Raw genomic sequence first — 18,657 nt, forward strand, 5'->3', positions numbered from 1 at the left:
TCACCCGGGCGACCGCCTCACCCGGGCGACCGCCTCACCCGGGCGACCGGCCCGACCGGGACCACCGGCCTGGCCGGGCCGCCCCGACCCGCGCGTCAGCCGGGCGCGCTCGCCCGCTTCTCGGTGGACCGGCGGTCGATCGCCTCGGCGACCTCGCCGATCACCCGCCGGATGAGCGCGCCGTACCCGTCGTCGGCGAGGGCGTGCTCGTGCCGCCGCGCGGCGTCGATGTGGTCGCGCGCGGCCTCGAACGACCCGAGCCTGCGGAAGCCGTCCGCCAGGTTGAGGTGCAGCGAGGGGTGGAACCCGGCGACGCTCAGGCCGTCGTGGTGGCGTCGGACCCGCTCGTCGGTGAGGACCGCCGCCGCGTCGAGCGCCCGCACGTCCCACACGAGCGCCCGCGCCGGGTCGTCGTGGAGGTCGGCCATGTGGTGGGCCAGGGTGCAGCGGTGCAGCGGGTCGCCCACCGGGCCGATCCGGTCCCAGAGGTCCTGCAGGCGGGTGCGCGCCGCGGCGGCGTCGCCCTGGTGCGCGAGCGCGACGGCCGCGCCGATGTCGGTCATCGTGGGGTCCGGTGGTGCGGTGGTCATGAAGGGCCTTCCTGAGCCGGGTGTTCGGGTCGGACGGGCATCACCAGCGTGGTGAGGTCGCCGTCGTCGGCGGAGCGGACCACGACCGGTTGGTCCGGTCGCGCGAGGTCGAGCATCACGTCGGGGCCGACGGCCGTGCCGACCGCCGGGTGCAGGGTGGCGAGGGCGAACTCGAGGCCGATCGCCGGACCGGTGACCGCGGCGGGGACCGCTTCGCCCGGCGAGGGGGCCGCCGCGCCGACCGCCACCGCGTCAACCGCCACCGGGCCGACCACCACCGGGCGGACCGCCACCGCGCCGTCGGCCACCTCCAGCCGCACCCGGTGACCGCCCTGCCGCTCCAAGGCCCGCACGAGCGCGTTCCGGGACACCACGGCGCGGGTGCGCACCTCGGGCAGCGACGCCAGCACCAACCGGTGGTCGGGGAAGGGCTCCACCAGCGTCCGGCACTCGCGGGCGTCGTCGTCGGCCTCGAACAGGACGCTCCCCGGTCGGGCGCTCAGCCCCAGCTCGTGCCGGCGGCGCGTCCACGACAGCAGCGGCCGCAGGTCGTCGGCGTCGAGCGTGGCCGACCAGGCGGACCCGCCCGGCCGCGCCGGCACCAGCGTGCGGATCGCCAGCCGGTACCGGTCGGTCGCGGCGAGCACGACGCCGTCGGCGGAGACCTCGACGTGCACGCCGTTGAGCACGGGCAGGCCCGGCTCGTGGGTCGTCGCGGTCAGGACCTGCTCGACCGCGGCGGTGAACACCGGCCCGGTCAGCCGCACCGGCGGCGACTGCGGCGCCGGGACCAGCCGGGCCTTGACCGCCGCCGCCGTTCCCCGCGCGAGGTCCGCCCGGTGCGCCAGCCCGGCCACGTGGTCGTCGATGATCCGGGCGGCGTCGCGGCAGCCCGGGTCGAGGACCTCGGCGATCAGCTCCAGGGGCATGTCGATCTCGCGCAGCCGGCGGATCACCACCGCGCGCTCGACCTGGTGCGGCGCGTAGTAGCGGTAACCGGACGACCGGTCGACGCCGGCCGGCTCCACCAGGCCGCAGTCCGCGTAGAAGCGCAGCGCGCTGGCGGTCAGCCCGCTGGAGCGGGCGAACGCGCCGATCGTGAGGAGTTCGGACTTCGGCACCCGGCCATCATGGGGTTTCAGGTAACTCGAAGGTCAACCCCGCCCGGCGGTCGCGCGGACCGCCGGGCGCGCACGGGGGCCGACGCGGGGGTCAGCGGGCGAGGGTTTCCTCGGTCACCGCCCACAGCCGGGTCGCGGCGTCCTCGTCCAGCGCGTGGGGCGCGATGCCGTGCCGGGGGTCGACGGCGCCCGGCAGCGCCTCGTTGCAGTCCTCGAAGTACCGCCCGCCGACGCCCTCCAGCAGCGGCGAGGTGGCCAGCAGCACCGAGGTGGCCGCGCCCTGCTCGGGGGTCTTCCACTTGAGGTCGACGGCGCCGACCTCGGCCCGCAGCCGGTCCAGCGCCTCCTCGGTGACGTGCCGCTGGAGGTTGGTCCTGATGCCGCCGGGCATCAGGGAGTTGGCGGTGATCCCGTCGGCGGCCCACCGCTTGCTCGCCTCGATCGCGAACAGGATGTTCGCGGTCTTGCTCTGGCCGTAGGCGGACCAGGGCTCGTAGGGGCGGCGCTCGAAGTGGATGTCCTCGAACACCACGCCGGACCGGTGGTGGGCGCTGGAGCTGACCTGCACGACCCGGGCGCCCTCGGCGGCCAGGTGGCGGTGCAGCCCGGTGGTCAGCGTGAAGTGCCCCAGGTGGTTGGTGGCGAACTGGAGTTCCCAGCCCTCCGGCGTGCGGGTCTCCGGCGTCGCCATGACGCCCGCGTTGTTGACCAGGAGGTGCAGCGGGCCGTCCCAGCCGGCGACGAACGCGGCCACGGACGCCTGGTCGGCCAGGTCCAGCCGGGCCACGCGCACGTCGCCGCCGATCTCCTCGGCCACCCGCAGCCCGGCGGCGGTGTCGCGCACCGCCAGGGTGACCTCCGCGCCCGCCCCGGCCAGCGCCCGAGCCGTCTCGACGCCGATGCCGGACGAGCCGCCGGTGACGACGGCCCGCCTGCCGGTCAGGTCGACGCCCCTGATGACCTCCGCCGCGGTCGACTCCGCGTCGAACGACGTGGTGATGCGCTCGCTCATGGATCTGCTCCGTCCGTGCTTTCGTGGCTCTAGACTGAAGCGGAGGGCCCTCCGGTACTTCCACGCTAACCGGAGGAGCCTCCGCTTTCATCGTGACCCACATCACAGGAGTACGAGGAGGCACCGTGACGCGTCCGTTGCGCGCCGACGCCCGGCGCAACCGGGACCGCCTGCTGGCCACCGCGCTGGAGGCGTTCTCGACCGAGGGCGCGGACGTGCCGCTGGAGCTGGTCGCCAAGCGCGCCGGCGTGGGCATCGGCACCCTGTACCGCCACTTCCCCACCCGCGAGGCCCTGGTGGAGGCGGTCTACCGCAACGAGCTGGGCAAGCTGTGCGACGCCGTGCCGGAACTGCTCGACACCCTGCCGCCGGACCTCGCGACCAGGGCGTGGATGGACCGGTTCCTCGACTACACCGCCACCAAGCACGGCATGGCGGACGCCCTGCGCGCGGTCGTCGCCTCCGGCGCGGACCCGTACTCGGAGAGCCGCGAACTCCTGGTCGGCGCCATGACCAGGCTCCTGGCGGCGATGGGCCGCACCGACCTGGAGCCGACCGACGTGCTGGTCACCGTCGCGGGCATCGCCGGCGCGGCGGCCCAACTCGGCGACCCGGGCCGCATGCTCGACCTGGTCCTCGACGGCCTGCGCCACCGTTCCTGACCCCCGCCGCTGGTCCCGACCCCACCACCACGACCCGACCTCCGGCCCCGCCCCGGCTCTCGCCACGAGTCCCGGCCCCCTCCCTCACCCCCGCCCCTCTCCCTCCCTCACCCCCAACCCCCTCACCCCCGCCCCCACCCTCGCCGCCAGGGACCGGTCACCCGCGCCACACTGGCGCGGTGCGCATCACGACCGCAGGAGGCCGCATGTCCCCGCAGCTACCCCACTACCGGTTCGCCGGCGGCACCGCCGTCCTCACGGGCGCGGCGAGCGGCATGGGCGAGCAGATGGCGTACGGCCTGGCCAGGCGCGGCAGCGACCTCGTCCTGATCGACCGGGACGCCGACCGGCTGGCCGAGGTCGCCGGCCGCATCCGGGGCGTCGAGGTCGACGCGGTCGTGGCCGACCTGGCCGACGTGCCCGCGTTGGACGACCTCGCCGCCGACGTCCTGTCCAGGCACCCGCGCCCCACGCTGCTGGTCAACAACGCCGGCGTCGCCCTGGGCGGCGCCTTCGACCAGGTGAGCGCCGAGGAGTTCGACTGGGTCGTGGACGTCAACTTCCGCGCCCCGGTGGCGCTCACCCGGCTGTTCCTGCCGAGCCTGCTGGAGTCGCCCGGCAGCCACGTGGTGAACGTGTCGAGCCTGTTCGGGCTGATCGCCCCGCCCGGTCAGGCCGCGTACTCGGCCAGCAAGTTCGCGCTGCGCGGCTTCACCGAGGCGCTGCGGCACGAGCTGACCGGCCGGGGCGTCGGCGTGACCAGCGTCCACCCCGGCGGCATCCGGACCCGGATCGCCGAGAGCGCGCGCGTGGCGAGCGGCGCGGACGCGGCCGAGGCGGCGGAGGGCAAGGCCCGCTTCGCCAAGCTCCTCACCTACCCCGCCGACAAGGCGGCGGAGCGGATCCTGACCGGTGTGGAGCAGCGCAGGGGACGCGTGCTGATCGCGTGGAGCGCCGTCGTCCCGGACGTCCTGGCGCGCCTGTTCCCCGCCTCGTACATGACCGTGGTCGACCGCCTCGGCTCGGCCTCGCGCCACCTCGCCCAGCGCGGCAGGACCTCCTCCGGCTCAACCGGCCGACGCCCCGCCCGGTGACCGAGCGGCACGGGGTTCGGCGAATCGGCCGTGCTCACGCAATCGATCGCCACATCTCCTCGCCATGAATATGCACCCAGCCCGCTACCCGCCCCCAAGGCACAGGTCAAGACCGGGATCGGTCATTCCTTCTCAATTGGCATGACTCACCGACACCCATTGACCTGGGAATTACCGGGCCACCTGGATTAACGCGATCACATCGACAGGAATAACCCGTGTATCTCCGCCAAGAATGCTGGTACTTGTGTAAAGGCGGAGGGTGACCGCAGGGGGCGCGTCCACTCCGCACCCGGTTCGTCCGGGAGCGTCAAACCTGGGGGTTCCATGGCACAACGCGAAAACGCTCGTTCCCGGCCGTACCGACCACTGCCGACAGCCCGCTCCACCCCTCGTCCGCGACGGGGCACGTGAACGGGCGGCGCGCCCGGCGACCCACCGCCCGGCGCGCCCGAGATCACCGGTGACTCGCCGGCGGCGGACCCCGCAGGGGCAACCGCACCGGGTGGGCCAGGCCCCTGGCCGCCCGACGCGGTCCGGGGTCCGCCGGGCCGGTGTTGCCGACCGGGCGGCCGCCACGGCTGACGCAGGTCGTCGTGGCGGTCCACCCCCGACGAGGGCGTTCCGGGCCCCCGCCGGGGCTCCGGCTCACGCGGAGCGCGGCACGCACCCCGCGCTGCTCCACCGCGATCGGCGAGTCAGTGATGGAGGACGTGGCGCCCGGCCGCGCCGTCGGTACGCGCTACCGACCCGCAGGCCGGGCCGACCACGCCGGTGGGGCCCGGTCCCCGGTCCTCCCGGGAACCGGGCCCCACCCCCACCCGCGTGTCCTCCACTCCAACACCACGTGTCCTCCACCCGGACACCACGAACCCCCACTCAACCCCGCGAGTCATGCCCCCAACCCCCGCGAGTCGTACGTTCAGACCCCGCGAGTCGTACGCCCAGGACCACCGAGTTGCACGTTCAGGTCAGCCCGAGGACCCGGCGTGCCGGGCCCACTCCCGGTGGAACCCCTGGACGTGGCGGGTCACGCGGGCCGCCGCCAGCTCGGCGTCACCCGCCCTCAGGGCGCGCAGGATCCCCCGGTGCTCGCGGCGCAACCGCACGGCCGTGCGCGACCAGTCCGGCAGGGCCTGCACGGCGTCCAGCACCGTCCGGTGGATCGCGTCGCGCAGGGCCGCCATCACGGCGGTGTTCACGGCGTTGCCCGCCGCCGCCGTGAGCGCCACGTGGAAGTCCGCGTCGAGCTGGTGGAACGCGTCCGCGCCCAGGTCGGGCGCGTCCATGCGCACCAGCAGCTCGGCGGCGCGCGCCAGCTCGGGGTGGTCGGGCGTGGCCGCCGCGGCGCGCACCGCGTGGCTCTCGATCATCACCCGCGTGTCCACCAGGTCCGCCATCGGCAACCGGCGCGTGGCCAGGTGCAGCCGCAGCGCGGCCCCGATCCCGCCCGCCGGGTCCGCGATCACCGTCGTCCCCGCGTCGGGCCCGGACCCCACGCCGCTGCGGACCACGCCCATCGCCTGGAGCACCCGGATCGCCTCGCGCACGGTCGCCCGGCTGACGCCCAGCCCCTCGGCCAGCCGCCGCTCCGCGGGGAGCTGCTGCCCGACGCCGAGCCTGCCCGCGGTCAGCTCCGACTCCACGTGCCGCAGCACCGCGTCGTACCCGGACACCGCACCCCCTCCCTGTGGTCAGACCACAGCCTGGTGTGGTCTGACCACAGAGCCTAGACTCCCGTGGCGTGAGAGTCGCCCTGTTCGTCACGTGCCTGGTCGACGGCCTCTTCCCGGACGTCGGCAAGGCCACCGTCCGGCTGCTGGAACGGCTCGGCCACGAGGTGGTCGTGCCGCCGGCCCAGGCGTGCTGCGGCCAGATGCACATCAACACCGGCTACGCGGCCCAGGCCCTGCCGATCGTGCGCAACCACGTGAAGGCCTTCGAGCACGCGGACGTGGTCGTCGCGCCGTCCGGGTCGTGCGCCGGCTCGGTGCGCCACCAGCACGCCGCGGTCGCCCGCGAGCACGGCGACGCGCGACTCGCCGAGGCCGCCGAGGACACCGCGAGGCGCACCTACGAGCTGTCCGAGTTCCTGGTGGACGTGCTGGGCGTCACGGACGTCGGCGCGTACTTCCCGCACCGCGTCACCTACCACCCCACGTGCCACTCGCTGCGCGTGCTGAAGGTCCAGGACCGCCCGCTGCGGCTGTTGCGGGCCGTGGAGGGCATCGATCTGGTCGAGCTGCCCGGCGCCGAGACGTGCTGCGGCTTCGGCGGCACGTTCGCGCTGAAGAACGCCGACACCTCCACCGCCATGCTGGCCGACAAGATGAGCAACGTCATCGGCACCCGCGCCGGCGTCCTCACCGCCGGCGACTCGTCGTGCCTGATGCACATCGGCGGCGGCCTGAGCCGGCTGCGCAGCGGCGTCCGCCCGCTGCACCTCGCCCAGATCCTGGAGCACACGCGATGAGCACGTTCCTGGGCATGCCCGCCGGTCGCGGCAACCTGACCGGCGCGCCGTTCCCCGAGGCCGCCCGCGAGGCGCTCGGCAACGCGCAGCTGCGCCGCAACCTCGCCAAGGCCACCACCACGATCCGCGCCAAGCGCGCGAACGTCGTGGGCGAGCTGCCGGACTGGGCCGAGCTGCGCGCGGCGGGCGCGGCGATCAAGGACGAGGTGCTGGCCAACCTCGACGAGCACCTGGTGCGGTTCGAGGAGGCGCTGACCGCGCGCGGCACGCACGTGCACTGGGCGCGCGACGCCGACGAGGCCAACCGGATCGTCACCGACCTCGTCACCGCGACCGGCACCCGCGAGGTGATCAAGGTCAAGTCCATGGCGACCGCCGAGATCGGCCTCAACGAGGCGCTGGCGGAAGTGGGCGTGCACGCCGTCGAGACCGACCTGGCTGAGCTGATCGTCCAATTGGGACACGACCGGCCGAGCCACATCCTCGTGCCCGCGATCCACCGCGGCCGGGCGGAGATCCGGGAGATCTTCCTGCGCGAGATGCCCGGCGTGGACCCGGACCTGACCGCCGACCCGCGCGCGCTCGCCGAGGCGGCCCGCGCGCACCTGCGGCGGAAGTTCCTGACCGTGGACGTGGCGATCTCCGGCGCGAACTTCGGCATCGCGGAGACCGGGTCGCTGGTGGTGGTCGAGTCCGAGGGCAACGGCCGGATGTGCCTGACGCTGCCGCGCACGCTGATCAGCGTGGTCGGCATCGAGAAGCTGCTGCCCTCGTGGCGGGACCTGGAGGTGTTCCTCCAGTTGCTGCCCCGGTCGTCCACGGGCGAGCGGATGAACCCTTACACGTCGGTGTGGACCGGGCCGACCGAGGGGCAGACGAGCCACGTGGTGCTGGTGGACAACGGCCGCACGGCCACGCTCGCCGACCCCGACGGGCGGGCCGCGCTGCGGTGCATCCGCTGCTCGGCGTGCCTGAACTCGTGCCCGGTGTACGAGCGCACCGGCGGCCACGCGTACGGCTCGACCTACCCCGGTCCGATCGGCGCGGTGCTGTCGCCGCAGCTGACCGGTGTGGAGCGGAACCCGACGCTGCCGTTCGCGTCGTCGCTGTGCGGTGTGTGCTACGACGTCTGCCCGGTGGAGATCGACATACCCTCGATGCTGGTGCACCTGCGGAACAGGGTGGTCGAGGCCAAGCGCGCCACTCCCGAGTCGACCGCGATGCGGGCCCTGGCGTGGGTGATGTCGGACGCGCGGCGGTGGCGGCGGTTCGCGCGGCTGGGGCGGTTCGGGCGGGTGGCGAGCAGGCACGTGCCGTTGCCGGGGTGGTCGAAGGCGCGGGACCTGCCGCAGCCGCCGGCGCAGACGTTCCGCGACTGGTGGGAGGACCGATGAGCGCGCGTGACGAGGTGCTGGCCCGGGTCCGGCGGGCCAAGGGGATCGGGGCGGGTCCGGTGCGCCGCGACTACCGGGTGGCGGGCTCGCGGGGCCCGGGTGACGTCGAGCTGTTCGCCGAGCGCCTGCGGGATTACCGGGCCCGCGTGCGCGTGGTGCCCGCCGAAGACCTGGTCGGTGCTCTGGCCGCCGCCCTGCGCGAACGTGGCGCGGACCTGGTCGTGGCCGCGCCCGGGGTGCCCGCGGACTGGGCGCCCGGCGCCACTCGGACGCCGGTGGACGTGGAGACCCTGGAGCGCGCCGACGCCGTGCTCACCGCGTGCCACGTCGCCATCGCCGAGACCGGCACGATCGTCCTGGACCACGCCGCCGCCGACCAGGGTCCCCGCGCCCTGACCCTCGTGCCCGACTACCACCTGGTGGTGGTCCGCGCCGACCAGGTCGTGGCCGGCGTGCCCGACGCGGTGGCCGCCCTGGCCGGCGTCGACACCCAGACGTGGATCAGCGGCCCGTCCGCGACCAGCGACATCGAGCTGGAGCGCGTCGAGGGCGTCCACGGCCCCCGCACCCTGGAAGTGATCATCACGCTCCGACCTCGAACTTAGTGCAGCTCGCCGCTCTCGCACTTAGTACAACTCAATCGGTTGGGCCAAGGACTTCCGGGAGCAGTTCGGGCAACTCGACAGGTCGGGCCAAGGCTTCCCAAGAACAGGAGTAGTTGTCGCGCTTCAGGCTCACACTTAGTGCAATTCGGTCACTTCTCGCACTTAGTGCAGCTCGGCAGTCTCTCGCGCTCAGTGCGACTCGGCGGCATCGCACTTAGTGCAACTCACCCGACTGAACCTAGGCGCTGCGGTAAGTGGCTGCGCGCGCTGGGCTTGTACTTAGTGCGATTTGGCGGTCTCGCACTTAGTGCAACCCGGCTGGGCTAGTGCAACTCGGCTGGCTGCGCCAGGGTGTCCCAGGAAGTGGGAGGAGGTGTCCGTAATCGCGGATGGCGCTACCATCGCACGTGCGGTCGAGAGGCGCTGCAACGGGTGAACGAACCCGCCACGCTCGGTCGCGAGCAACCACGAAAGGGCGCCTCCCAGAGATCACACGGGAGGCTTGCGTGTCGGAAAACACCCTGCGGGAGCTGCTGGACCAGCGCGTCGCCGTGCTCGATGGCGCCTGGGGCACGATGCTCCAGTCCGCGGGCCTCTCCCCCGCCGACTACCGGGGCGACCTGATCGGCGACCACCCGCACGACGTCACCGGCGACCCCGACCTGCTCAACCTCACCCGCCCGGACGTCATCCTCGACGTGCACCGCCGGTACCTGGCCGCGGGCGCGGACATCACCACCACCAACACCTTCACCGCGACGAGCATCGCCCAGGCCGACTACGGCCTGGAGCGCCACGTCCGCGACATGAACCTCCGCGGCGCCCAGCTAGCCCGCCAGGCCGCCGACGAGGTGGGCGGCCGGTTCGTCGCCGGCTCCGTCGGCCCGCTCAACGTCACCCTCTCGCTGTCGCCGCGCGTCGACGACCCGGCCTACCGCACCGTCGACTTCGACCGGGTCCAGGCCGCCTACGCCGAGCAGATCGGCGCGCTCGCCGAGGGCGGCGTGGACCTGCTGCTCATCGAGACGATCTTCGACACGCTCAACGCCAAGGCCGCCGTCGCCGCCGCGCGCGAGGTCGCGCCGCACCTGCCGCTGTGGATCTCGGTCACCATCGTCGACCTGAGCGGCCGCACGCTGTCCGGGCAGACCGTCGAGGCGTTCTGGAACTCCATCGCCCACGCGGACCCGCTGGTCGTGGGCGTGAACTGCTCGCTGGGCGCGACCGAGATGCGGCCACACGTCGTCGAGCTGGCCCGCCTCGCCGGCACCTACACCGCCAGCCACCCGAACGCGGGCCTGCCCAACGCCTTCGGCGGCTACGACCAGACCCCGGACGAGACCGCCGACCTGCTGCGCGGCTTCGTCGAGGAGGGCGTGGTCAACATCGTCGGCGGGTGCTGCGGCACCACCCCGGAGCACGTCGAGCGCATCGCGGACGCCGTCCGGGGCGCGACGCCGCGCGCGGTGCCCCGGGTCGAGGACCGGACCCGGTTCAGCGGCCTGGAGCCGTTCGAGATCGGGCCGGACACCGGTTTCGTGATGATCGGCGAGCGCACCAACGTGACGGGCTCGGCGAAGTTCCGCAGGCTGATCGAGGCCGACGACCACCAGGGCGCGGTGGCCGTGGCGCTGGAGCAGGTGCGCGGCGGCGCGAACCTGCTGGACGTCAACATGGACGCCGACCTGCTCGACAGCGAGCGGGCGATGACCACGTTCCTCAACCTGATCGCCACCGAACCCGAGATCGCCCGCGTGCCGGTGATGGTCGACAGCTCCCGGTGGAGCGTGCTGGAAGCCGGGCTGAAGTGCGTGCAGGGCAAGGGCGTGGTCAACTCGATCAGCCTCAAGGAGGGCGAGGAGCCGTTCCTCGCCCAGGCCCGCCGCATCCGCGACTTCGGCGCGGGCGTGGTGGTGATGGCGTTCGACGAGAAGGGCCAGGCCGACACCACCGAGCGCAAGGTGGAGATCTGCGGCCGCGCCTACGACCTGCTCACGCGAGAGGCCGGCTTCCCCGCCGAGGACATCATCTTCGACCCGAACGTGCTGGCGGTCGCCACCGGCATCGCCGAGCACAACGGCTACGCCAAGGCGTTCCTCGACGCGATCCCGCTGATCAAGCGGCGCTGTCCGGGCGCGCGGGTCAGCGGCGGCATCTCGAACCTGTCGTTCTCCTTCCGCGGCAACGACACCGTGCGCGAGGCCATGCACTCGGCGTTCCTGTTCCACGGCGTGCGCGCGGGCCTGGACATGGGCATCGTCAACGCCGGGCAGCTCGCGGTCTACCAGGACATCCCGCCCGACCTGCTGGAGCTGGTCGAGGACGTGCTGTTCGACCGCCGCCCGGACGCCACCGACCGGCTGGTGTCGTTCGCCGAGACCGTGGCGGGCAAGGGCACCAAGCGCACCGTGGACCTGTCGTGGCGCGAGGGCCCGGTGGCGCAGCGCCTGGAGCACGCCCTGGTGCACGGCATCGTCGACTACATCGAGGCCGACACCGAGGAGGCCCGCCTCCAGGCGAAGCGCCCGCTGGACGTCATCGAGGGCCCGCTGATGGACGGCATGAAGGTCGTCGGCGACCTGTTCGGCTCGGGCCGGATGTTCCTGCCGCAGGTGGTGAAGAGCGCGCGCGTGATGAAGCGCGCGGTCGCGCACCTGGAGCCGTTCATGGACGCGGAGAAGGACGCCGAGGGGAACTCCACGGGCGCGCCGCGCGGCAACGGCAAGGTGGTGCTGGCCACGGTCAAGGGCGACGTGCACGACATCGGCAAGAACATCGTCGGCGTGGTGCTGGGCTGCAACAACTACGAGGTCGTCGACCTGGGCGTGATGGTGCCCGCGGCGAAGATCCTCGACACCGCGGTGATCGAGGGCGCGGACGTGGTCGGCCTGTCCGGCCTGATCACGCCGTCGCTGGACGAGATGGTGTCGGTGGCGGCGGAGATGCAGCGGCGCGGGTTGAAGCTGCCGCTGCTGATCGGCGGCGCGACCACGTCCCGGCAGCACACCGCGGTCCGCATCGCCCCCGTCTACGACGAGCCCACAGTGCACGTGCTCGACGCGTCGCGCGTGACCGGCGTGGTGTCGGCGCTGCTGGACCGCGACCGGGCCGAGGAGCTGGCCGAGGCCAACCGGGTCGAGCAGCAGCGGCTGCGCGAGGAGCACGAGAACCGGCACAGCACGCCCCTGCTGACCGTCGAGCAGGCCCGCGCCAACGCCGAGGACGTGTCGTTCGACGCGCTGCCGACGCCCGCGTTCACCGGGGTGCGCGTGGTCGAGCCGAGCCTGGCCGAGCTGCGCGGGATGATCGACTGGACGTTCTTCTTCCTGGCCTGGGAGCTGAAGGGCAAGTACCCGAAGGTCCTGGAGAACCCGGCCGCGCGGGAGCTGTTCGACGACGCCAACGCGATGCTGGACAAGATCGTCGCGGACGGGTCGCTGCGCGCGCGGGGCGTGTACGGCTTCTGGCCCGCGCACTCCGAGGGCGACGACGTCGTGGTGGACGGCGTCCGGTTGCCGATGCTGCGCCAGCAGACGCGCAAGCCGCAGAGCCGGCCCAACCGCTGCCTGGCCGACTACGTGGCGCCCGAGGGCGACTTCCTCGGCGGGTTCGCCGTGTCGATCCACGGCGCGGAGGAGCTGGCGGCGACGTACGAGGCCGAGTACGACGACTACCGGTCGATCATGGTCAAGGCGCTGGCCGACCGGCTGGCCGAGGCGTTCGCCGAGCACGTGCACCTGACGGCCCGGCGCGAGTGGTTCGAGCCGGACGCCGACCCGGCGCTGGAGGACCTGCACGCGGAGCGGTTCCGCGGCATCCGGCCCGCGTTCGGCTACCCGGCCAGCCCGGACCACAGCGAGAAGCGGGAGCTGTTCGCGCTGCTGGGGGCCGAGGAGCTGGGGACCTCGCTGACCGACTCGTTCGCCATGACGCCGGCGGCGAGCGTGAGCGGCTTGATCTTCGCGCACCCGGACTCGCGGTACTTCACGGTCGGCCGGATCGGGCGCGACCAGGTCGAGGACTACGCCCGCCGCCGGGGCGCGCCGGTGGCCGAGGTCGAGCGCTGGCTGCGCCCGAACCTGGCCTACGACCCGGAGGTCTAGAGCGGCGCGCCGATCGCCAGCCGGCGGTCGACGTGGGCGACGAGCCGGTCGGCCAGGCCGGGCACGGCCCGCCGCGCCCACGGGTCGAGGGCGGCCAAAAAGCCGAGCAGGTCCGCGCGGACCTCGCCAAGCAGCGCCCGCAGGTCTGCGCGGGGGACGTCCAGCCCGACCCCGGTGGGCCGGTCGTCGTCGTGGCACCAGGACAGGTGGACCACCTGGCCGCGGTGCTCGACCCACACGGCCGGGTCGTGCCCGAGGTCGGCCTGGCCACCGGCCGCGACCTCCAGCCACCCGCGCCACTCGTCCAGCCCGACGCAGCACCCGGGGTCCAGCACGAGGTCGCCCGCGACGACCCGCAAGCCGCCGGCGGCGAAGTCGTCCTCCCCCTCCACCGCCAGGCACCGCGCCACGGCCTCGGCCGCGTCGCCCGCGACCACCTCGCCGTCGTCGTCGGTGGCGGCCCACGTGACCAGCGCCCACACCAGCGCACCGACCTGCCCGGACGAGGGCCGGCGCGGCACGACCAGGTGGAACCCGTCCCCTTCCGCCGGCCAGAAGGGGCAGTCCGCGAAGGAGCGCTCCAGCACCGGGATCAGCCTGACCACGCCCACATCCTGCCTGCCGCGGCGACGGTCCTCACCCGGTTTCCCGGCCGGTAAATCGCTTCCGCGCCCCCTTCGACCGGTGGATGCTGCTCCCGATCACCCGCGGAGCGCGAGGAGGGGCCGTGGCACGAGGGATCCTGCTGCTCGACGTCGACGGGCCCCTCAACCCCTACGCGGCCCGGCGGGAACGCCGCCCCGAGGGCTACCAGACCTTCCGCCTCACCGCGAAGGGCGCCTGGCTGACCGGGCGCGACGCGCGCAAGCGCAAGGGCCTGCGGGTGTGGCTGCACCCCGGCCACGGCGCGCTGCTGCGCGACCTCGCCGCCGACACCGGCCTGGACCTGGTGTGGGCGACGACGTGGCAGGGCGAGGCCAACCGGCTCGTCGCCCCTTCGATCGGGGTGCCGGAGTTGCCGGTGGTCGAGTTCGGGGCGCGCGACCTCGACCCGGAGCGCGGCTGGCTGCCCGGTGGCTCGTGGAAGTGGTCGGCCGTCGCGGAGTTCGCCGGGGACCGCCCGCTCGCCTGGTTCGACGACGAGCTGGACGAGGTGGCCCACCGCGCGGCCCGCGATCGCTTCCTCCGGGCGCGCGGGGACGCGCCGACCCTGCTGTGCCACGTCGATCCCCGCCGCGGCCTGGGTGCGGACCACGTCGCGGCGGTCCGCGCCTGGGCCGCCGCGCTGCCCGGGTGAGCCGTCCTCCACGGCGAAGGGCCCCGCCCGGTTTCCCGGACGGGGCCCCGACGCCCGAACGACCTCAGACCGAGACCGGCTCGCGCTCCTCGACCCGCGGCTCCGCCCGCTCGGCCGCCTTGCGCTCCCTGCGGCCCTCGACCATGGAGTACAGCGTCGGCACCAGCACGAGCGTCAGCAGCGTGGAGCTGATCAGGCCGCCGATCACCACGATCGCCAGCGGCTTGCCGATGAACGCGCCCTCGCCGGTGATGCCCAGCGCCATCGGCAGCAGCGCGAAGATCGTGGCCGCGGCGGTCATCAGGATGGGCCGCAGCCGCCGCCGACCGCCCTCGACCACCGCCTCGCGCACCGGCATCCCGTCCCGCCGGTACTGGTTGACCAGGTCGATCAGCACGATCGCGTTGGTCACCACGATGCCGACGAGCATCAGCATGCCGATCAGCGCCGGCAGGCCGAGCGGGGTGCCGGTGAGCAGCAGCAGGCCGATCGCGCCGGTCGCCGCGAACGGGATCGACACCAGCAGGATCAGCGGCTGCACCAGGCTGCGGAACGTGGCCACCATGATCAGGAACACGATCGCGATGGCCGCGAGCATGGCCAGGCCCAGGTCGGCGAACGTCTCGGCCTGGTCGGCGCTCACGCCGCCGATCTCGTAGGACGCGCCGGCGGGCAGGTCGAGGCCCTCCAGCCGCGCGGTCAGGTCGGCGGTCACCGCGCCCAGGTCCGAGCCGGTGGCCTTGGCCGACACGGTGGTGCTGCGCGCGCCGTCGGTGCGCCGGACCTGCACCGGACCGTCCACCACGGCCACGTCGGCGACCTGGCCGAGCGTGACGCCGCCGGGCAGCGGCAGGGCGCGCAGCGCGTCCACGTCGCCCGGCGCGGTGCCGGTGCGCAGCACGACCTGCTGCGGCCGCCCGTCGACGGGCAGCTCGGCCACCGGCACGCCGCGCAGCGCCTGCGCCGCGAACTGGCCGATGGTCTGGCTGGTCAGCCCGCGCGCGGCCGCCGCGTCCTGGTTGACGGTCACCTGCACGCGAGGCGCGCTGACGCCCAGGTCGTTGGTCACCTCGCCCACGCCGGGGACGCCCGAGACGGTCTCCCGCACGCGGTCGGCCGCGGCGCGCAGGGTCTCCGCGTCGGGCGCGGTGACGAGCACGTCGATGCTGTCCGAGCCGAACCCGGCGGCGGCCGCGCCGAAGGTGACCTCGCCGGTGCCCGGCACACCCGCCAGCCGCTCGGTGAGCCGGTCCTGCAACGCCTCCAGGTCGGTGCCCTCGCGGACGGTGGCGTTGACCGACGTGTCGCCGCTGCCGCCGAACCCGAACGCGGCCAGGCTGTTGTCCGTGCCGACGGTGACCTGGTAGGTCTCGACCTCCTCGGTCTCGGCGAGCACGCCCTCCAGCTTGCGGGCGGCCTCGTCGCGGGCGGACAGGCTGGTGCCGGGCGGCAGCTTCTGGCTGCCCTGGAGCGCGGTGCCGCCGGAGTTGTCGATGAAGTTGGTCTCCAGCGACCCGGCCAGGCCGAGGGTGCCGCCGAAGATGAACACCGCGATCACCAGCGTCACCCAGCGGCGGGTGGTGGCGAACTTCAGCACCGGCACGTAGGCGCGCTGGAGCGGGCTGCGCCGCTCTTTGTCCAGCGCCTGCTGCCGGGCCCGCTCGGCGGCCTCCGGGTCCTCCGGCACGGCCGGGCGCTTGAGGAACCAGTACGCGAGCACGGGCACGATCGTCAGCGACACCAGCAGCGAGGCCAGCAGCGCCACGGTGACGGTGACGGAGAACGGCCCGAACAGCTCGCCCGCGATGCCGCCGACGAACGCGATCGGCAGGAACACCGCGACCGTGGTGAGCGTGGACGCGGTCACCGCGCCCGCCACCTCGCGCGTGCCGTCGAGCACGGCGCGCTGCTTCTCCTCGCCGTAGCCGAGGTGGCGCTTGATGTTCTCCAGCACCACGATCGAGTCGTCCACCACGCGGCCGACCGCGATGGTCAGCGCGCCGAGGGTGAGCAGGTTCAGCGACAGGTCGCCGGTGTAGAGGGCGATCAGCGCGACCACCACGGACAGCGGGATGGACACCGCCGTGACCAGGGTGGACCGCACCGACAGCAGGAACAGCAGGATCACCACGACCGCGAACAGCAGACCCAGCAGGCCCTCGGTGGTCAGGCCGCTGATCGCCTTCTCCACCTCCGGGCCCTGGTCGAAGGCGACGGTGAGCCGCGAGTCGGCGGCCTCGCCCAGCTCGTCGAGCCGGTCGCGCACGGCACGGGAGATCTCGACCGCGTTGCCGTCGGCGTTCATGGTGACGGTGACGCCGAGGGTGGGTTCGCCGTCGGTGCGGGTCAGCACGCTCGCGGCGGCGGGCGCGGACTCCACCCGCGCCACGTCGCCGAGCCGGACCGGGCCGGCGGGCGAGGTGAGGGGCAGGGCGCGCAGGTCGTCCACGGAGGTGACGGGGCCGCCGACCTGGACGGTCAGCGTCTTGTCCGCGTCGGGCACGGTGCCCGCGGGCACCGCGGCGCCGGCGGTGGTGAGGGCGGCGGTCAGGGCCTGCGGGTCGACGCGCGCGGCGCCCAGGCGGGCGTAGTCGACGGTGACGGTGATCTCGCGCTCGCGCTCGCCGCTGACGGCGGCCTCGCGGACGCCGGGGATGGCCTCCAGCTCGGGCACGACCTCGGCGCGCAGCCGCGCGGCGGTGGCGATGTCGTCGTCGCCGGAGGTCGCGGCGAGCGCGACGACCGGGATGTCGTCGGTGCCGCCCTGCGCGACGGTGGGCTCGATGCCCTCGGGCAGGCGCGGCCCGAGCCGGTTGACCGCCTGCTGCATCTGCGTGACGGCGGCGTCGATGTCCGTGCCGTAGGTGAACATCACCTGGACGGTGGCGGAGCTCTCCTGCGAGCGGGTGAACACCTCCTCGACGCCGTCGACGCCGCGCACGGCGGCCTGGATCGGCTCCGCGACCTGGCTGTCCACCAGGTCGGGCGACGCGCCCGGGTACGGGGCGATCACCACCGCCGCGGGCAGCTCGATGGAGGGGAACAGCTGCTGCTTGATCGAGGGCAGCGTCAGCACGCCGAAACCGATGACGACGAGGCTGAGCAGCCCGACGAGACCTCGGTTGGCCAGGCTGAGCCGAGCCAGCACGGACATCTTGGGCATCTCCTTGGTGGGCGGACCGGCAAGCGCCACGTCGCGCGCGGTTCGCGGGTCGGTGCGCGAACGCTCGCACACCCCTGCTGAGAACGGGCTCAGCGTCGCGACGCCCTCATCGTCGTGACCTGCGGTGATCACCGTTGCCCAATCGGTCACACGAACGGGTGATCTTCATCACGGAGGCCGGGAACGTGGTCACGTTCCCGGCCTCCACGTCCGCGACGGTGTGCCCTGCCAGACACCCGAGGTCGATTCGGCATCGCCGCGGACCCGCGGACGAGGTCCGGCCCCCGTCCGCCGCAAGCATTACGCACCCGACCCCGGATCGGTTCAGCGCGTCCTGTCGGTGTGCCGAAGCCACAGCAGGCCCAGCACCGGCAGCACGAGCGGGACGAACAGGTAGCCGCTGCCGAAACCGGACCACACCGTGGCGTCCGGGAACGCCCCCGGGAACACCAGGCTCGCCGCGCCGACCAGCAGCACCCCGGCCAGCTCGACCCCGCAGGCGAGGTAGGCGAGCCGCCTGGGCACCGCGCCGGCCAGCGCGGCGGTCGCCACCACGTAGACCACGGCCGCGAACGCCGACAGCAGGTAGGCCAGCGGCGCCTGGTCGAAGCGCGAGGCCAGCTGCACGGCCGACCGGGCGGTGGCGGCCAGCGCGAAGATCCCGTAGACGGCGATCAGCATCCGGCCCGGACCCGACCGCGTGGTCTCCTTCAGCGCGTCACCCATGGCCGGCCCACAGCTGGTTGAGCCGCAGCACCATCACCGGCACGCTCAGGCAGGCGACGGCCAGCACCCCGGCGCCCCACCGCGACCGCTCGGCCAGGGCCCAGAACGCGCCCAGCGGCAGCACCACCGCGACGCCGACCAGGTAGCCGACGAAGGTGGGCGTGTCGAGCTCCCGGTCGGTGCCGACCACGTTGACGACGCCCGCGACGAGCTGCGCCAGCAGGCCGACCTCCAGCAGCACGACGACGCCGGCCAGGCCGAGGGTGGGCTTGGTGGCGAGCGTGATCGGCCGGTTGGCGGCGGCCAGGACGAGCGACCACAGGGCCGCGACGAGCGCCACGACCACCAACGCGGTCGCGAGGACTTCGATCATCTGGTCTTCCCGGGGTGGTGGACTACCCGCGCAACCTACCCCGC

Annotated in this window: 15 protein-coding genes; 7 read left to right on the forward strand and 8 right to left on the reverse strand. The window is 73.7% G+C overall.

The features are described from left to right. Positions 1–95 precede the first annotated feature (95 nt). The 3 genes from ACFV4N_RS11070 to ACFV4N_RS11080 all read right to left on the reverse strand — a co-directional run bounded on the left by ACFV4N_RS11070 (position 96) and on the right by ACFV4N_RS11080 (position 2,723). Positions 96–590, reverse strand: a complete 495-nt coding sequence (locus ACFV4N_RS11070; protein ID WP_499672330.1) for a hypothetical protein — start codon at positions 588–590, stop codon at positions 96–98. Beyond that, complete coding sequence (locus ACFV4N_RS11075) at positions 587–1,711, reverse strand: DNA polymerase III subunit beta family protein (protein WP_499672331.1); 1,125 nt, start codon at positions 1,709–1,711, stop codon at positions 587–589. Before ACFV4N_RS11075 ends, ACFV4N_RS11070 begins: the two co-directional genes overlap by 4 nt. Positions 1,712–1,802: 91 nt before the next feature. After that, positions 1,803–2,723 carry an SDR family NAD(P)-dependent oxidoreductase gene (locus ACFV4N_RS11080; protein WP_499672332.1) on the reverse strand — a complete coding sequence of 307 codons (921 nt, stop codon included), beginning with the start codon at positions 2,721–2,723 and terminating at the stop codon, positions 1,803–1,805. A gap of 125 nt (positions 2,724–2,848) precedes the next feature. On the opposite strand from ACFV4N_RS11080, the gene ACFV4N_RS11085 reads away from it, so the two are divergent. Continuing rightward, entirely contained in the window at positions 2,849–3,385 is a 537-nt protein-coding gene (locus ACFV4N_RS11085) for a TetR/AcrR family transcriptional regulator (RefSeq protein WP_499672333.1), read from the forward strand. Positions 3,386–3,591: 206 nt separating this feature from the next. After that, on the forward strand, positions 3,592–4,479 hold the full coding sequence (locus ACFV4N_RS11090; RefSeq protein WP_499672334.1) for an SDR family NAD(P)-dependent oxidoreductase: 888 nt from the start codon (positions 3,592–3,594) through the stop codon (positions 4,477–4,479). Between the two features lie 971 nt (positions 4,480–5,450). On the opposite strand, the gene ACFV4N_RS11095 is transcribed toward ACFV4N_RS11090, so the two are convergent. After that, positions 5,451–6,155: a FadR/GntR family transcriptional regulator gene (locus ACFV4N_RS11095; protein ID WP_499672335.1), complete on the reverse strand. Its 705-nt coding sequence runs from the start codon at positions 6,153–6,155 to the stop codon at positions 5,451–5,453. A 68-nt stretch (positions 6,156–6,223) separates the two neighbouring features. Between ACFV4N_RS11095 and ACFV4N_RS11100 the strand changes: the two genes are divergently transcribed. The 4 genes from ACFV4N_RS11100 to metH all read left to right on the forward strand — a co-directional run bounded on the left by ACFV4N_RS11100 (position 6,224) and on the right by metH (position 13,054). Continuing rightward, positions 6,224–6,952, forward strand: a complete 729-nt coding sequence (locus ACFV4N_RS11100) for a (Fe-S)-binding protein (RefSeq protein ID WP_499672336.1) — start codon at positions 6,224–6,226, stop codon at positions 6,950–6,952. Next, positions 6,949–8,346, forward strand: a complete 1,398-nt coding sequence (locus ACFV4N_RS11105; protein WP_499672337.1) for a LutB/LldF family L-lactate oxidation iron-sulfur protein — start codon at positions 6,949–6,951, stop codon at positions 8,344–8,346. Before ACFV4N_RS11100 ends, ACFV4N_RS11105 begins: the two co-directional genes overlap by 4 nt. Further along, a complete protein-coding gene (locus ACFV4N_RS11110; protein WP_499672338.1) occupies positions 8,343–8,951 on the forward strand; it encodes a LutC/YkgG family protein in 609 nt (202 codons plus the stop codon). Before ACFV4N_RS11105 ends, ACFV4N_RS11110 begins: the two co-directional genes overlap by 4 nt. 506 nt (positions 8,952–9,457) lie before the next feature. Further along, positions 9,458–13,054, forward strand: coding sequence for a methionine synthase (gene metH / locus ACFV4N_RS11115; protein WP_499672339.1), 3,597 nt, complete (start codon positions 9,458–9,460; stop codon positions 13,052–13,054). On the opposite strand, the gene ACFV4N_RS11120 is transcribed toward metH, so the two are convergent. Next, positions 13,051–13,659, reverse strand: coding sequence for a hypothetical protein (locus tag ACFV4N_RS11120; protein ID WP_499672340.1), 609 nt, complete (start codon positions 13,657–13,659; stop codon positions 13,051–13,053). The genes metH and ACFV4N_RS11120 overlap by 4 nt on opposite strands. 122 nt (positions 13,660–13,781) lie before the next feature. Here ACFV4N_RS11120 and ACFV4N_RS11125 point away from each other — a divergent pair, with 122 nt between their 5' ends. Further along, positions 13,782–14,351 (forward strand): HAD domain-containing protein, encoded by a 570-nt coding sequence (locus ACFV4N_RS11125; RefSeq protein WP_499672341.1) that lies wholly within the window; start codon positions 13,782–13,784, stop codon positions 14,349–14,351. A 64-nt stretch (positions 14,352–14,415) separates the two neighbouring features. Here the strand turns inward: ACFV4N_RS11125 and ACFV4N_RS11130 are convergent, their stop codons facing one another. The 3 genes from ACFV4N_RS11130 to ACFV4N_RS11140 form a co-directional block, all read right to left on the reverse strand. Next, positions 14,416–17,505: an efflux RND transporter permease subunit gene (locus ACFV4N_RS11130; protein ID WP_499672342.1), complete on the reverse strand. Its 3,090-nt coding sequence runs from the start codon at positions 17,503–17,505 to the stop codon at positions 14,416–14,418. Positions 17,506–17,838: 333 nt separating this feature from the next. Next, complete coding sequence (locus tag ACFV4N_RS11135; protein ID WP_499672343.1) at positions 17,839–18,240, reverse strand: hypothetical protein; 402 nt, start codon at positions 18,238–18,240, stop codon at positions 17,839–17,841. Continuing rightward, complete coding sequence (locus ACFV4N_RS11140; RefSeq protein ID WP_499672344.1) at positions 18,233–18,613, reverse strand: hypothetical protein; 381 nt, start codon at positions 18,611–18,613, stop codon at positions 18,233–18,235. The genes ACFV4N_RS11135 and ACFV4N_RS11140 overlap by 8 nt, the downstream gene beginning before the upstream one ends. Between the last annotated feature and the right edge of the window lie 44 nt (positions 18,614–18,657).

This window comes from Actinosynnema sp. NPDC059797 (genome assembly GCF_042732085.1).
Taxonomy (GTDB): domain Bacteria; phylum Actinomycetota; class Actinomycetes; order Mycobacteriales; family Pseudonocardiaceae; genus Actinosynnema.

What these genes read in the sequence shown, in the direction of transcription:
- ACFV4N_RS11130 (WP_499672342.1), bottom strand. Translation starts at nt 17,505, where the DNA reads ATGTCCGTGCTGGCTCGGCTCAGCCTGGCCAACCGAGGTCTCGTCGGG.
- ACFV4N_RS11135 (WP_499672343.1), bottom strand. Translation starts at nt 18,240, where the DNA reads ATGGGTGACGCGCTGAAGGAGACCACGCGGTCGGGTCCGGGCCGGATG.
- ACFV4N_RS11080 (WP_499672332.1), bottom strand. Translation starts at nt 2,723, where the DNA reads ATGAGCGAGCGCATCACCACGTCGTTCGACGCGGAGTCGACCGCGGCG.
- ACFV4N_RS11105 (WP_499672337.1), top strand. Translation starts at nt 6,949, where the DNA reads ATGAGCACGTTCCTGGGCATGCCCGCCGGTCGCGGCAACCTGACCGGC.
- ACFV4N_RS11140 (WP_499672344.1), bottom strand. Translation starts at nt 18,613, where the DNA reads ATGATCGAAGTCCTCGCGACCGCGTTGGTGGTCGTGGCGCTCGTCGCG.
- ACFV4N_RS11070 (WP_499672330.1), bottom strand. Translation starts at nt 590, where the DNA reads ATGACCACCGCACCACCGGACCCCACGATGACCGACATCGGCGCGGCC.
- ACFV4N_RS11110 (WP_499672338.1), top strand. Translation starts at nt 8,343, where the DNA reads ATGAGCGCGCGTGACGAGGTGCTGGCCCGGGTCCGGCGGGCCAAGGGG.
- ACFV4N_RS11090 (WP_499672334.1), top strand. Translation starts at nt 3,592, where the DNA reads ATGTCCCCGCAGCTACCCCACTACCGGTTCGCCGGCGGCACCGCCGTC.